This window comes from Pseudomonas fragi, assembly GCF_900105835.1.
GTDB lineage: Bacteria > Pseudomonadota > Gammaproteobacteria > Pseudomonadales > Pseudomonadaceae > Aquipseudomonas > Aquipseudomonas fragi.
Map to the genome: position 1 here is coordinate 4849695 of NZ_LT629783.1, position 14205 is coordinate 4863899.

Here is a 14205-nt window from a genome sequence, read left to right on the forward strand (position 1 = left end):
CAAAACTTGTAGCCGCTGACGAGCGCAGCGAGGCTGCGATCGGTTGCGAAGCAGTCGTAAAATCTGATACTGCGGTCGTCCAGGTAAATCCCGGACTTAGGTTTTACGGTCGCTACGCACCCGATCGCAGCCTCGCTGCGCTCCTCAGCGGCTACAAAAGCTCGGGCGAGGGCATATCAACCCTCGCGCAACACCGTCAACGGGCTGGCATTCAGCGCCCTGCGTGTGCCAAACACTCCCGCACCGCCCACCATCAGCGCGCCCAGCACCGGCAACAGCAGCAACCACGGATGCGGGTGCCACGGCAGGTCAAAGGCAAAGCGGTACAGCACCAGGCTGACCAGTTCGGCACCCAGTGCCGCGAGCAGGCCGCTGGTGGCGCCCAGCAGGCCGAACTCGATGCGCCGGGCCTTCACCAGCAGTTGCCGCTCGGCCCCCAGCGCACGAAGCAGGGCGCCCTGGCGAATGCGCTCGTCCAGGGTGGATTGCAAGCCGGAAAACAGCACCGCCATGCCCGCCGCCAACACAAACAGCAGCACGTATTCCACGGCAATGGTCACTTGCGCCAGGATGCTGCGCAGTTGCTCCAGCAATGCATCGATGGGCAGGATGGTCACGGCCGGGAAGGTGCGCGACAGTTCGATGATTTCCTTGTCATGTCCCGGAGCCAGGTAAAAGCTGGTGAGGTAGGTGGCCGGCAAGTCCTGCAAGGTGCCGGGCTGGAAAATCATGAAAAAGTTGGGCTGGAAGTTGTCCCAGTTGATGCTGCGCAAACTGGTGACCCGCGCTTCGCGATTGACCCCGGCAATGGTGAAGGTCATCAGGTCGCCCAGCTTCAGCTTGAGGCTTTCGGCGACTTTGGCTTCCACTGAAACACCCGGCACATCGCCTTCGGGCTTCGCCCCCCACCAGCTACCTGCCGTCAGCTGGTTTTCGGCAGGCAGGTCGGCGGCCCAGGTCAGGCTCAGGTCGCGCTGGATGGCCTTGTCGCCACTGGAGTCCTTGCTGACGATATCTTGCACCGGCTCGCCGTTGATGCTGATCAGGCGCCCCGGAATGACCGGGTACAGCGGCGCGGCGCGGGCCTGCAGGGTCATCAGGTGGGCACCGAAAGCCTCCTTGTCGGCCGGCAGGATATTCAGTGCAAAGTAGTTGGGCGCGTCCTTGGGCAGCTGGTTTTGCCAGGTATCGAGCAACTCGCCGCGCAGCAGGGCGATCAGCGCCATCGACAGCAGGATCAGGCCAAAGGCCAGGGCCTGGCCAGCGGCGGCCAGCGGGTGGCGCAGCAACTGCCCCAGCCCCAGGCGCCAGGGCAGCGAAGCGCGTGCCAGCAGGCGGCGCAGGCTTTGCAGGCCCAGCAGCAGGAGCCCGCCCAGCACCACGGCGGCAATCACGCCACCGCCGAGCAGGGCGAAGGTCAATACCAGATCGAGACTCATGCGCCACATGATCAGCCCCAGTGCCAGCAGAGCTGCACCGTAGACGGTCCAGGTACTGGCCGGAATCGGCAGCATGTCGCGGCGCAATACCCGCAGTGGCGGTACGCGGCCCAGTGCGGCGAGTGGCGGCAAAGCGAAACCTGCCAGCGCCACCAGCCCGGTACCCATCCCGGCAATCGCCGGCATCAGGCCACCGGGCGGTACGTCTGCAGGCAGCAGGTCGTGCAACAAGGCGAACAAGCCAAGCTGTGCCAGCCAGCCCAGCAGGGCGCCGGCAAGGCTGGCCAGCAGGCCGAGCACCGCCAACTGCAGGGTAAACAGCCACAGGGCTTCGCGGCGTGACAGGCCCAGGCAGCGCAGCAGGGCGCTGGCATCAAAGCGGCGATTGGCAAAACGGGTAGCAGACAAGGCTACGGCCACGCCTGCCAGCAGCACCGCCACCAGGCTGGCCATGTTCAGGTAACGCTCGGCCTTGCCCAGGGCACCGCCGATCTGCTGGTTGCCATCCCGGCCGTCGAGCAGGCGCTGGTTGGCTTCCAGCCCGGGTTTGACTACCTGACGGTAGGATTCAAGGGCTGGCGCCTCCCCGCGCCATAGCTCGCGGTAGGTCACCCGGCTACCCGGTTGTACGATACCGGTGGCAGCCAGGTCGTCCAGATTGATCAGTATCCGTGGGGTCAGGCTGTAAAGGTTGCCGGCGCGGTCGGGTTCATAGGTCAGCACTCGGGTGATGCGCACGGTTTTTGAACCGACATCGATTTCATCACCGACCTTGAGGTCCAGCGCGGTCAGCAAGCGGGCTTCGGCCCAGGCCTCACCGGGTTTGGGGCCGCCTCCAGGCTGTTCTTCGGCATAGGGCTGAGGGGCGCTTTTCAGTTCGCCGCGCAACGGGTAGGCATCGTCTGTCGCCTTGATGCTGGAGAGCTGGATACCGTTGTCGGTGGCGATCACGCTGGCAAATTCGACCACCCGCGCGTGTTTGAGGCCCAGGTCGGTGCCGACCTTGATTTGCTCCTCGCGCGCCGGGGCGCTGCCATCGAGCACCAGGTCGGCACCAAGAAATTCAGTGGCGCGCAACAGCATCGCGCCATTGAGGCGGGCCCCGAAGTAGCCGATGGCGGTGCTGGCCGCCACGGCGACCAGCAGGGCGAAAAACAGCACGCGCAGCTCGCCGGCGCGGGCATCGCGCAGCAATTGGCGTACAGCCAGACTCAGCATGCGCAACAGCGGCAGACGTGCCATCAGGGCTCCAGAGGGCCGACCAGATGGCCAGCTTCAAGACGGATCAGGCGCCGGCAGCGATGGGCCAGGCGTTCGTCATGGGTCACCAGCACCAGGGTGGTGCCGTTCTCCTTGTTCAGTTCAAAGAGCAGGTCGGTAATGCGCTCGCCGGTGTGGCTGTCGAGGTTGCCGGTGGGTTCATCGGCAAACAGCACGTCGGGGTTGGCGGCGAACGCCCGGGCGATGGCAACCCGCTGTTGCTCGCCACCCGAAAGCTGGCGTGGCGAGTGGCTTAGGCGCTGGCCCAGGCCAACCCGTTCAAGCAGGTGGCGGGCATGCTCTCGGGCATCCTTGCGGCCATCCAGCTCCAGCGGCAGCATGACGTTTTCCAGGGCGTTGAGGCTGTCGAGCAACTGGAACGACTGGAACACAAAGCCCACATGTTCGGCCCTGACCCGGGCGCGCTGGTCTTCGTCCAGGGTGCTCAAGGCTCGCCCGGCCAGGATCACTTCGCCCTGGCTGGGCAAGTCCAGGCCTGCGAGCAAGCCCAGCAAGGTCGACTTGCCGGAGCCCGAAGCCCCGACAATCGCCAGGCTGTCGCCCTTGTTCAGTTCAAGGCTCAAAGGGTGCAGGATGGTCAGCTCGCCTTCCGCGCTGGGAACCACTTTGCTAAGGTTCTGCGCGGTGAGAATACTTTCGCCCATGGAGAATCCAATGCGTGTGTGGTTTTTAAGTGCTGCCCTGGCCCTGATGTGCATGGCGCAGACGGCAACGGCGGGAACAATATTGATCGTCGGCGATAGTATCAGCGCGGCTTTCGGCCTGGATACCCGTCTGGGATGGGTGTCCTTGCTCGAACAGCGGCTCAGGGAGCAAGGCTACGACGACAAGGTGGTCAATGCTTCGATCAGCGGCGACACCAGCGCTGGCGGGCTTGCGCGGCTGCCGGCGCTGCTTGTAGAGCATAAACCGGATGTGGTGATTGTCGAACTGGGCGGCAATGATGGCCTGCGTGGCCAGTTACCTGCGCAATTGAAACAAAATCTTGCAGGGATGATCGACGCCTCGCAACAGGCGGGTGCCAAGGTGCTGTTGCTGGGCATGCAGTTGCCGCCCAATTATGGTGCGCGTTACACCCAGGCCTTTGCCGCGGTGTATGCCGAGTTGGGCAAGGAAAAAAACGTCGCGCTGGTGCCGTTTTTTCTTGAGGGCGTGGGCGGCAAGACCGAGCTGATGCAGGCTGATCGCATCCACCCGGCGGTCGGGGCGCAGGGGCTTTTGCTGGATAATGTGTGGCCGGCGCTAAAACCCCTGCTTTGATGCTTTTCTACGGCCAGTGTTTCGGCTAAGGTGGCGCCCCCCCGATTTGGAGCCCCCGATGTCGCGTCCTGCCTGGTCTTTATATGCCTATCAACTGATCGAGCCCGATGAGCAGCTCGATCTGTTCGCCTGCCAGGAGGTACGGGTGCATCTGGTGACGCGTCAACTGGAGCTGGGCGGCACCATTGACCGCACCTTGTGTGGCTCATTGCTGCCTGCACAACCGCGCTGGTCTGATGTCACCCGCAAGGTGTTCCAGGACCACCGGTTATGCCCGCTGTGCCGGGCCATCATCGAGTCGCAGCGCCGCGGCACGGAGCCCATCTGGCCAGAGCTGCGCTTTGAACTATGATGTTACCTGTTTGATGCCCTGACCGGCTCACGCTCCCCGTGGGCGCGGTGTACACTCCCTTTTTTGTCCCCCGTTGTCTATGCGAAGGATGTTCCGGATGTTGTCGCGCCTACCTGCAGTTACCCGCTACCTGTCCGTTGCCGCACTCTGTGTTGCGGGGCCCGCTGTTGCGCTTGAATTCCCGCTGCCACCACCCGGCGAAGACGTCGTGGGCGAAGTGCAGGTGATCAAGGGCAAGTACGAAGACTCCTTCGCAGACCTGGGCAACAAGTACGAGCTGGGCTATTCGGAAATGATCGCTGCCAACCCGGGGGTCGATGCCTGGTTGCCGGTCAAGAAGAACCCGGACGGCACTATCGTTGATACCGATATCGTGTTGCCGACCCAGTTCATCCTGCCGCCGGGCAAGCGCGAGGGGATCGTGATCAACCTGGCGGAATACCGCCTGTACTATTTCCCCAAGGACCAGAACAAGGTCTACACCTTCCCGCTGGGGATTGGTCGCGAGGGTTGGGGTTCGCCCCTGGGCCAGACCAAAATTACCGCCAAGACCCCCAACCCGACCTGGACGCCGCCAGCTTCGATCAAGGCCGAGCACGCCAAAAACGGCGACCCGCTGCCTAACGTGGTACCCGCGGGGCCGGACAACCCGCTGGGTCCGTTCAAGTTCACCCTGGGCATGCCGGGCTACCTGATCCACGGCTCCAACGCCAAGTTCGGCATCGGTACGGGCACCAGCCACGGTTGCTTCCGCATGCTCAACCAGAACGTGCTGCAAATGGCAGAGATGGTGCCAGTGGGTACGCCGGTGCGGATCATCAACGAGCCGTACAAACTGGGCGTGAGTGGCGGCAAGGTATTCCTTGAAGTTCACGAGCCGTTGAACGTGAAGGATGGCTCGCTGCTGGCAGTGAGCGACAAGTCCCACTTGACCCCGGAAGACTTGCAGAACAAGTACGCAGGCTTCATGAACTTCCTGCTCAAGCACCCGAATCTGGAAAACAACATCCTGATAGACAAGGACCTGGCCTTCCCGGTAGTGGGGGCCGAAACTGGTATACCTGCAGTCATCGGTACATCCAATGCGGGAATGGCTACTGGCCAGTCGCTGGACTATGTGCAGTAAGCCGTACTGCAAGAACGCACTAAAAGGCCGCCTTGGTTAATAGCCTTGGCGGCTTTTTTATTGCCTGTTGAGTGGCTGGCAGGCAATAAAAAAGCCGACCTATAAATAGGTCGGCTTGATAACAGTCCCGAAGGACTATTACTTGCGGCTTGCTTTTTCAAGCATGCGCAGAGCGCGCTCGTTAGCTTCGTCAGCAGTCTGTTGTGCTTTTTGAGCAGCAGCCAGAGCTTCATCAGCTTTACGGTAGGCTTCGTCAGCACGAGCCTGGGAGCGAGCTGCTGCATCTTCAGTTGCAGTCAGACGGGCTTCAGTTTCTTTAGATACGCTGCTGCAACCGGTAGCCAGAACTGCGGCCAATGCCAGAGCAGAGAATTTCAGAACGTTGTTCATCGTGTTCCCCTTCAAGGACTTTCTAATTAAAGCTGTTCCTTCAAAGTGAGGAAACAGCCGGCGTACATAGTACCCATTACTTGTAGTAAGTAAAATGACCTAGCGCAAGAACCAAAAAAAATAATTGGCAATCAATCTTGATGGGCTAGCGTTAACAGATTGTGCTTGTAAAACAGTCAGTTTGGAGTGCAAGCAGCCGCTTCGGCGTGATGGCGTCGCGTGACTTTAAGTTCGGTTGTACGTCATAGCCTCAACCTTCCGCAAAATGTTCAGGTGGCGTGCAGGTGATGGGGTCGACGAAACGTTTGAGCAGCCTTGATCGGCGGACAACTGGCAGGCCCATGACGTGAACATTTGCACTGAGAGTGGCTACGCTTTAATCATGGCCTGCGCACACCTGTGCGGGCAGCGCGTGCGTGATGGCGTAGTGGTTCCCTCGGCGGAAAAACATCAGTAAGGTAGGGGTCACAGTACAAGACCCGCGAGGAGCAATGATGAGCGAGGCGTTGACCATCCACCATGACCAGGCAGGTCACCAGTTTGAGACCACTGTCGACGGTCATCGTGCTTACCTGACCTATATGGATCTGGGCAAGCAGACCCTGGATATCTATCGCACGTTCGTGCCCAATGCGTTGCGTGGCCGCGGCATTGCGGCGGCCTTGACGGAGCAGGCGCTCGATTACGCCGACAAGATGGGCTATGAAGTGATTCCCTCGTGCTCATATGTAGAGCGCTATATGGAACGCCACAAGCGGCCCCAGGCCAATACCTGAAAGCCGCACACAAAAACGCCGGGCATGCCCCGGCGTTTTTGTATGTGGCGGCAACGGTGTGGGACTGGCGCAAAACTATTGTGGGAGCGGGCTTGCTCGCGATGCAGGCGACACGGTCATTCAGATAAACCATGTCGATGCCATCGCGGGCAAGCCCGCTCCCACATTGCGTATCAGCCGCGCTCGCGCTTGGGCAGTACATCCTTGAGCTTGGCGCGCATGCTGCGCAACGTGCTCTCGGTAGCGGCCCAGTCGATGCACGCATCGGTAATCGAAACGCCGTACTGCAGGTCTTCGAGGTTTTTCGGAATGGCCTGGCAGCCCCAGTTCAAGTGGCTTTCGACCATCAGGCCGATAATCGACTGGTTGCCTTCGACGATCTGGTTGGCCACGTTCTCCATGACCAGCGGTTGCAGGGCCGGGTCCTTGTTGGAGTTGGCGTGGCTGCAGTCGACCATGATGTTCGGGCGGATTTTAGCCTTGTTCAGGGCCTGTTCGCACAGGGCGACACTGACCGAATCATAGTTGGGCTTGCCGTTGCCGCCGCGCAGTACCACATGGCCGTAGGCATTGCCCTTGGTGGTGACGATCGACACGCCGCCTTCCTGGTTGATGCCCAGGAAACGATGGGGGCTGGAAACCGACTGCAGGGCGTTGATCGCCACGGTCAGGCCGCCATCGGTGCCGTTTTTGAAACCTACCGACGAAGACAGGCCCGAGGCCATCTCGCGGTGGGTCTGCGATTCGGTGGTGCGCGCACCAATGGCCGACCAGCTGATCAGGTCCTGCAGGTACTGCGGGGAAATCGGATCAAGAGCTTCGGTAGCCGTTGGCAGGCCCATTTCGGCCAGGTCCAGCAGCAGCTTGCGGCCGATATGCAGGCCGTCTTCGATCTTGAACGAGTCGTCCAGGTACGGATCGTTGATCAGGCCTTTCCAGCCCACGGTGGTGCGTGGCTTTTCAAAATACACGCGCATGACCAGATACAGCGTATCGCTGACCTCTGCGGCGAGCACTTTGAGGCGCTCGGCATATTCGTGGGCCGCCTTGATATCGTGGATCGAGCAAGGCCCGATGACAACGAACAGTCGATGGTCAGTGCCATCCAGGATATTGCGAATCACCTCGCGCCCTTTGGTCACGGTCTGCAGAGCCGTTTCACGCAAAGGCATTTCGCGCTTGAGCTGTTCAGGGGTGATCAGGGTTTCGTTGGAGGCAACGTTTAGGTCGTCGATCGGTAAATCAGCCATCGTGTTACTCGTCAGGTCACGGGTGCCGGCCGCCAGCGATCCCCGTGCGGCGGAGCACAGCTTGATTGAGCGCATCGGGGAGCCGAACCTTAACGCGTTAACCGGTTATTCGACAATGGGCAGGCGCAGCTTTAATCCAGCACCGCCTGCACCATTGCGTGCTCCATTGTGGCTTGGGAGAACTCCACGGCGTGATGACTGACCCATTCCAGGGCCAGGGCTTGCAGGTCCAGCGGATATTGGCTTTGTTGCTGCTGCAGGCGGGAAAAGTGTTCGATCTGGCAAACCTGTTCACCCATGCGTGCGCCAAACAGGGTTTGTTCGTCGATCAGGGCCACGCCGATGCGGTAGCCCGCCGGATGCTTTTCGCACCAGGCTATATAGCCCGGATAACGTGCGTTTTCCCCCAGGGTAGGCATGGACATGTCAACGGCGGTGCCGCAGCGCCAGCTTCTGTCGCTGTTGCATGCCACGCCGCCGAGGCTGATAGAGTGCAGCTTGCGGCGCGGCAGTGAAGGTTGGTTGCGTAGCGTAATCTCGACGGGAACATCATCTGGGTGAGGTAAAAAACGACCCATGAATACAGACTCCAAGTTCCATAAAATTAGTATTGTCTTATGAGTATAGTGACTGCAATGGAACTGACCGATTTTGATGCCGACCAGCAACTGCTGGCGCTGCCCGGCACCTCGCTGGTGATCTTCACCAGCGCTGGCTGCTCGGCGTGCCGGGTGGCCCGGCGCATGGTGCCAGACATGCAGTTGCCCGTTGAGCGGTTGTGCTGGATTGATGCCGGCAACAACGGTGGCCTGGTCGAACGTTACGAAATTTTCCATCTGCCCACCCTGTTTGTCGTACGCGACGGGGCCTTTTACGGTGAGTTGAAATCGCGCCTGAGTGAAGGCGAACTGGCCCACCATATTCGCCTGGCCTTGATGCTTGAGCCTGACGAGCTACCGTGAAGCAACGTTTGAACCCGCTTGAGTGCCGTGGAGGCGATATGAGCAAAGGCTTAAAGGGCAAGCTGGTGCTGGCCATTTCTTCTCGGGCCCTGTTCGATTTGAGCGACAGCCATCAGGTGTACCTGACCCAGGGGATCGAGGCATACCGGCAATACCAGATTGAACATGAAGATGAAGTGCTGGCGCCGGGGGATGCCTTCGCGCTGGTGAAAAAACTCCTGAGTTTCAATGCCAGCCTTGGCCGCGAACGGGTAGAGGTGGTGCTGGTCTCGCGCAACAGCGCCGACACCGGGCTGCGAGTGTTCAATTCAATCCAGCATTACGGCCTGGGTATTTCCCGGGCCGCGTTCTCGGGCGGGCGCAACCCTCACCCCTACCTCAATGCTTTTGGTTGTGATCTGTTCTTGTCGACCCATGCCGAAGATGTACGCAGTGCCCTGGATGCAGGTTTTGCCGCAGCGACTATTCTCTCGGGCGGCTCGCTGCGTGCCGAAAGCAATGAACTGCGCATTGCCTTTGACGGCGATGCGGTCCTGTTTTCCGATGAGTCGGAGCGGGTCTTCCAGTCAGGTGGCCTGGAGGCGTTTCAATCTCTTGAGCGCGAATCTGCGCGTAATCCGCTGCGCGGCGGACCGTTCAAGGGGTTTCTGGAGGCGTTGAATCTGCTGCAGCGTGAATTTCCTGATAACGCTTGCCCGATTCGTACCGCGCTGGTGACTGCGCGTTCGGCGCCGGCACATGAACGGGTGATCCGCACATTGCGCGACTGGGATATTCGTCTGGACGAGTCGCTGTTTCTTGGCGGGCTGGACAAATCGGCATTCCTGGAAGCCTTTGCTGCCGATGTGTTTTTTGATGACCAGGCCGGGCATTGCGAGCGGGCGCGCCAGGTTGTGGCGACCGGGCATGTGCCTCACGGCATCAGCAATGAAGCTCGGGATTTAACCTGCGAATAAGCCCTGCGGGCAAGTTGCCGAGCGGAGCCTCGTACTTGTTGCGGCGCTGCTAAGCTCAATTTACCTCGTCCATCGAAGCTGTCGGGAAGGTCGCATGATCCGCTCAATCCTGTACGCCACTGACCTGGGCATTTACGCGCCCGTTGTGATGCAGCACGCGCTGGGAATGGCCCGCAGCTTCAGCGCAGACCTGTTTGTGGTGCATGTGGTCGAGCCCATGGGGTTGTTTGCCGAGTCGGTCCTGCAGAGTTACCTCGATGAGCAGGCGTTGAGCGAGCTACACCAGCAGGGCATGAGCACCATGCTGTCCAATATCGAGTTGCGCGTATTTGAGAGCCTGCGCGAAGAGCTGGCAGGGTGGGAGCAGGAGCTGGCCCTGATTCGCTCGGTCAAGGTGATTCAGGGGGAGCCTTCGCAAGTCATTCTGGAACAGTCGCAAAAGCTTTCGGTTGACCTGTTGATCCTGGGCAGCCATGCCCAGCCCGCGGGGGGCGAATCGCATTTGGGGCGCACGGCCGCCCGGGTTATCGAACTGGCTCAGATCCCGGTGTATTTGGTACCGCTGTTACAGCGTCGGCGCAGCGCTGATGTGCAAGGCTGATGAATCAAAAAAAACGATAAAAAGTTCTAGATTTATTATTCCAACCTTCCATATAGTTATATATCGCCGCCGATACCTAGGCGCCTATCAGCTTTGAGGGATGCATATGAAGCTTCAACAATTGCGCTACATCTGGGAAGTGGCGCACCACGACCTCAACGTTTCGGCCACCGCGCAGAGCCTGTACACCTCACAGCCGGGTATCAGCAAACAGATCCGCCTGCTTGAAGACGAATTGGGCGTCGAGGTCTTTGCCCGCAGCGGCAAGCATCTGACCCGTGTCACTCCGGCGGGCGAGCGCATCATCACCACCGCCGGCGAGATCCTGCGCAAGGTCGAAAGCATCAAGCAGATCGCCCAGGAATTCTCCAACGAGAAAAAGGGCACGCTGTCGATTGCCACCACCCACACCCAGGCGCGTTACGCCCTGCCACCGGTCATCAGCAACTTTATCAAGCAGTACCCGGACGTGGCCCTGCACATGCATCAGGGTTCGCCCATGCAGATCGCCGAGATGGCCGCCGATGGCACCGTCGATTTTGCCATTGCCACCGAAGCCCTGGAGCTGTTCGGCGACCTGGTGATGATGCCGTGCTACCGCTGGAATCGTTGCGTGGTGGTGCCCCAGGGCCACCCTCTGACCAAATTGCCCAAGCTGACCCTCGAAGCGCTGGCCGAATACCCGATCGTGACTTACGTGTTCGGCTTTACCGGTCGCTCCAAGCTCGACGAGGCCTTCAGCCATCGCGGCCTGACGCCAAAAGTGGTGTTTACCGCTGCCGACGCCGACGTGATCAAAACCTATGTGCGCCTGGGGCTGGGTGTTGGCATCGTGGCCAAAATGGCTGTCGACACCAATCTGGATAAAGATCTGGTAGTACTGGATGCCAGCGAGTTGTTCGAGTCCAGCATCACCAAGATCGGCTTTCGTCGTGGCACCTTCCTGCGCGGCTTTATGTGCGACTTTATCGAGAAGTTCGCCCCGCACCTCACCCGCGAAGTGATGGCCAAGGCGATTGCCTGCCACAACAAGCAAGAGCTCGAAGAGCTGTTTGAAGGCGTGGAGTTGCCGGTTCACTGATACCCGGGCAGCGCACCCCCCTGTGGGAGCGGGCTTGCCCGCGATGGCCGCGACGCGACCTGAACCAGGGACCGCGCCGTTTGCATCGCGAGCAAGCTCGCTACCACCGTTATTTTGGCGGCCAGGCCAGGTTCTTTATCGCTATCTATATAGTGCCTGCCAGCCGCGCGTTTGTTTGAAGCTAAGGGCTCCACTGACTTCACGGAGCCCTGACATGAATCACCCGACCCAAGGCAACGGCCCCGAAGCCCCGGCATTGCTCAGGGCAAGACCGGTACTAAGCCCCAGATTTATCAGCGCCGATGATGCTGCCGTATTTGCCCATGACCTGATCGGCAATCGCCGGGATAAAGAGTACGGCGGCTTTATCTTGAGCAAGGCCAATCACTACTACGCAACACTGGCTGTTTCGAGCGGCGTCAGCCTGTTCAACCCCTCCGATGTACTGACGCGATTGTCAAACGGCGACATGCTGGCCCCAGCCGGCTTTGCGATCGAAGGCCTGTATCATTCCCACGCCGCATTCCAGCGCACAACCCTGGCGGGCAATCCTGAGAGTAACTTGCAGGACAATTTCTTCTCGCTTATGGACCTGCGCACCGCCATTGCCTTCCGTCACAATTACTCGCGCTTTTACCTGTCCAATATCGATCGCAGCCTGATTTGCTATGTGGCCAGCGGCTCGACCCAGGAGCAGGCGCTGGAGCCCTTGTTGATGCTGGTTCATCCCGACACCCCGAATCACCTTGAACAGGCCTATCCCCCGAGTATTTTCCTGCCCAGCCATCTGCTGTCGATGGTGTATGTAGCCGGGGAGTTGAGGGTGGTGCAGGGCGGTTCGTTCTGGCGCCGTCGCGGCAGGATTGCGGCAGGCTGGCGAGAATGGCAGGCGCAGATCCTCTGGGAGGCCGATGTAGCACCGATCCATGGCCCGGTGCTGGCCAGCGCCGATGCCGCTGCGCAGTACGCCCATGAACAGATGGGCAAGCGCCGCCATGTGCAGCAAGCCGGTTTTATCCTCCAGCATCTGCAAACATCGTCATTTATTTGTACACGGCCAAAGGCTACGGTCTATCGTGCCTTTGATCGCCCGGAGGTTTTCCCCAGAGGCAGCAACGGGTTGCCGTAGTTGCCCGAAGGGTACCGGATTGTCGCGGTGTTTCACTCGGCCGACGTGCTGCGGGCTGTTGTGCCTGAGGCGCAAGTCAGGCTGCTGAACGACTTTATGTCCCCGGACAACCTGTGGGTCGATTTCTTGTTGATGCAAGCAACGCCGGGCGTGCGTGCCTATTTTTCCGCGCCGGAGGGGGCGTTGCTGTGTTTGCGCCGGTTTTCGGATGACGCTGAAGCCGGGTTGTTGGCGCTGGTGGCCCACCCTGATGAGTTCACCAGCCCGCTGCAGCGGCAGTTGAGCCGCGACCAGTTGAGCGCAATGCAATACGTTCGCAATGTCGCGGCTGCGTTCGTGCTGCGGGTGGTGAACACCGACCCCGTGTGGACACGCAGGGGCCGGGTCGATGACAGCTGGGTGCCTTTTGCACCCGCTGTCGAGTAACCAGGTTATTGCTGCTCGGCGTTGCGCGCGTGACGGTACTCGCTTACCGCGTCATACACCGCCTTGCGCAGGCGGTTGATCCCGCCAATCGGCCGGTGTTCTTCAATACCATGCCAGGGGCTGAACGACAGGTTGTCGCAGGCCAGGTTCTGGGCCGGGGTATCGAAATCCTGGGCGGGCACCTTGACCCGCGCGACGGTTTCGAAGGGCGCGTCCGATTCCTGCCACTCGATGCTGGTGTCCTCGATCGGCATAAAGCGGTTGGCATCCTGGCGCTGGATCTGCAGCACAAAGCAAGCCGGCACCCGATCCGTTGACAGTTGCTGGTTCAAGGCGTTACGCAAAAAGTTGGGCAGTGCCTCGTTTTGCTGGGGCAAGTTGTAGGCCGGGCAACTGTCCGGGTCCGGTGCTACGCGGTATTTGGCATTGGCCGTGCCGAACTTGTAGGGCGAAACCGAAAAATAGGTGGTTTGCGTCGGGCTGGCCGGGGCGGGCGCCAGGGTGGCCAGGGCGATAAACAAATGGCGAACTTGCCAGCTGCGCGGGTCCCAGGACGGGAAAAACGCCAGGACCTTTTTGCCATCGGCTTGCGCGCCGATGTTCTGACGGTATTCAGCTACATCACTGACAAAGAAATTGGGATGGTTGAACATCACAAAGTCCTGTTCGGTGCGACCCTGCTGGCTCGGCATCAATTGCGTGCCGGGCACGTCCTGCAACTTGATAGCCATGCCGCGGGCGTCGCGGATGCTGTCGAATTGCGGGTAGGCATTGCCATTGGACAGGCGCATCACCGCTTGCCAGGTTTTACCCGGCGTGGCGAACACCCCCTGGCGCAAAGCCGGGTCGAGGTCGGCGAGCACCTCGACTTCGGCCTTGACGCAGCCGTGGGCCTTGGCATGGGCGTCACGCAGGTAGCGGGTATTTTCGCGGTGCTGGTCGACGATTTTGATCGCGGTCTGAATCGTGTCCCGGGTCATGGCGGCTTCCCCGTCCGGGATCTGTTCGCGAGCCGAAACCGGTCCGCGATGCTGCCAGGCATACCAGCCGGTGGCCAGCGCCCAGCCGAGCAAGCCCAGGGCAATCAGCAGCAAGAGCAGCTTGCCCAGCCATTTGCCGAGTCGAAGCCAGAAAGTGGTCAGCATGCAAACATCCTTTTAACGAATTCTTTTGGAT

16 protein-coding genes are annotated in these 14205 nt (G+C 60.2%); 10 read left to right on the forward strand and 6 right to left on the reverse strand.

Annotated features, from left to right (window positions below):
* Positions 1 to 176: 176 nt before the first annotated feature.
* Together BLU25_RS22410 and BLU25_RS22415 are read right to left on the reverse strand one after the other, a co-directional pair.
* Positions 177 to 2681 carry an ABC transporter permease gene (locus BLU25_RS22410; protein WP_083369839.1) on the reverse strand — a complete coding sequence of 835 codons (2505 nt, stop codon included), beginning with the start codon at positions 2679 to 2681 and terminating at the stop codon, positions 177 to 179.
* On the reverse strand, positions 2681 to 3364 hold the full coding sequence (locus BLU25_RS22415; protein WP_016780122.1) for an ABC transporter ATP-binding protein: 684 nt from the start codon (positions 3362 to 3364) through the stop codon (positions 2681 to 2683). The genes BLU25_RS22410 and BLU25_RS22415 overlap by 1 nt, the downstream gene beginning before the upstream one ends.
* Positions 3365 to 3374: 10 nt before the next feature.
* On the opposite strand from BLU25_RS22415, the gene BLU25_RS22420 reads away from it, so the two are divergent.
* The 3 genes from BLU25_RS22420 (at position 3375) to BLU25_RS22430 (ending at position 5458) form a co-directional block, all read left to right on the forward strand.
* Entirely contained in the window at positions 3375 to 3980 is a 606-nt protein-coding gene (locus BLU25_RS22420) for an arylesterase (protein WP_016780123.1), read from the forward strand.
* Between the two features lie 58 nt (positions 3981 to 4038).
* Complete coding sequence (locus tag BLU25_RS22425; RefSeq protein WP_003446817.1) at positions 4039 to 4332, forward strand: hypothetical protein; 294 nt, start codon at positions 4039 to 4041, stop codon at positions 4330 to 4332.
* 97 nt (positions 4333 to 4429) lie between these two features.
* Positions 4430 to 5458, forward strand: a complete 1029-nt coding sequence (locus BLU25_RS22430) for a L,D-transpeptidase family protein (protein WP_016780124.1) — start codon at positions 4430 to 4432, stop codon at positions 5456 to 5458.
* A gap of 138 nt (positions 5459 to 5596) precedes the next feature.
* Here the strand turns inward: BLU25_RS22430 and oprI are convergent, their stop codons facing one another.
* Entirely contained in the window at positions 5597 to 5848 is a 252-nt protein-coding gene (oprI, locus tag BLU25_RS22435; RefSeq protein ID WP_003172710.1) for an outer membrane lipoprotei OprI, read from the reverse strand.
* A gap of 494 nt (positions 5849 to 6342) precedes the next feature.
* Here oprI and BLU25_RS22440 point away from each other — a divergent pair, with 494 nt between their 5' ends.
* Positions 6343 to 6624, forward strand: a complete 282-nt coding sequence (locus BLU25_RS22440) for a GNAT family N-acetyltransferase (RefSeq protein WP_016780125.1) — start codon at positions 6343 to 6345, stop codon at positions 6622 to 6624.
* Between the two features lie 173 nt (positions 6625 to 6797).
* Here the strand turns inward: BLU25_RS22440 and BLU25_RS22445 are convergent, their stop codons facing one another.
* Both BLU25_RS22445 and BLU25_RS22450 read right to left on the reverse strand, forming a co-directional pair.
* On the reverse strand, positions 6798 to 7874 hold the full coding sequence (locus BLU25_RS22445; RefSeq protein ID WP_029611320.1) for a 3-deoxy-7-phosphoheptulonate synthase: 1077 nt from the start codon (positions 7872 to 7874) through the stop codon (positions 6798 to 6800).
* A 131-nt stretch (positions 7875 to 8005) separates the two neighbouring features.
* The gene (locus tag BLU25_RS22450) at positions 8006 to 8452 is read right to left on the reverse strand and encodes a PilZ domain-containing protein (RefSeq protein WP_016780127.1); all 447 of its coding nucleotides are present in this window, start codon (positions 8450 to 8452) and stop codon (positions 8006 to 8008) included.
* 57 nt (positions 8453 to 8509) lie between these two features.
* On the opposite strand from BLU25_RS22450, the gene BLU25_RS22455 reads away from it, so the two are divergent.
* The 6 genes from BLU25_RS22455 (at position 8510) to BLU25_RS22480 (ending at position 13029) form a co-directional block, all read left to right on the forward strand.
* On the forward strand, positions 8510 to 8836 hold the full coding sequence (locus BLU25_RS22455) for a thioredoxin family protein (RefSeq protein WP_016780128.1): 327 nt from the start codon (positions 8510 to 8512) through the stop codon (positions 8834 to 8836).
* 38 nt (positions 8837 to 8874) lie between these two features.
* A complete protein-coding gene (locus BLU25_RS22460) occupies positions 8875 to 9792 on the forward strand; it encodes a 5'-nucleotidase (protein WP_016780129.1) in 918 nt (305 codons plus the stop codon).
* Between the two features lie 94 nt (positions 9793 to 9886).
* Positions 9887 to 10393 (forward strand): universal stress protein, encoded by a 507-nt coding sequence (locus tag BLU25_RS22465; RefSeq protein ID WP_016780130.1) that lies wholly within the window; start codon positions 9887 to 9889, stop codon positions 10391 to 10393.
* A gap of 106 nt (positions 10394 to 10499) precedes the next feature.
* Positions 10500 to 11474 (forward strand): HTH-type transcriptional regulator CysB, encoded by a 975-nt coding sequence (cysB, locus tag BLU25_RS22470; protein WP_016780131.1) that lies wholly within the window; start codon positions 10500 to 10502, stop codon positions 11472 to 11474.
* Positions 11475 to 11688: 214 nt separating this feature from the next.
* Positions 11689 to 12603, forward strand: a complete 915-nt coding sequence (locus BLU25_RS22475) for a hypothetical protein (protein ID WP_016780132.1) — start codon at positions 11689 to 11691, stop codon at positions 12601 to 12603.
* Positions 12604 to 13029 carry a hypothetical protein gene (locus BLU25_RS22480; protein WP_016780133.1) on the forward strand — a complete coding sequence of 142 codons (426 nt, stop codon included), beginning with the start codon at positions 12604 to 12606 and terminating at the stop codon, positions 13027 to 13029.
* 5 nt (positions 13030 to 13034) lie between these two features.
* Here BLU25_RS22480 and BLU25_RS22485 read toward each other — a convergent pair whose 3' ends face one another.
* Positions 13035 to 14174: a catalase family protein gene (locus BLU25_RS22485; protein ID WP_083369840.1), complete on the reverse strand. Its 1140-nt coding sequence runs from the start codon at positions 14172 to 14174 to the stop codon at positions 13035 to 13037.
* Positions 14175 to 14205: the final 31 nt, after the last annotated feature.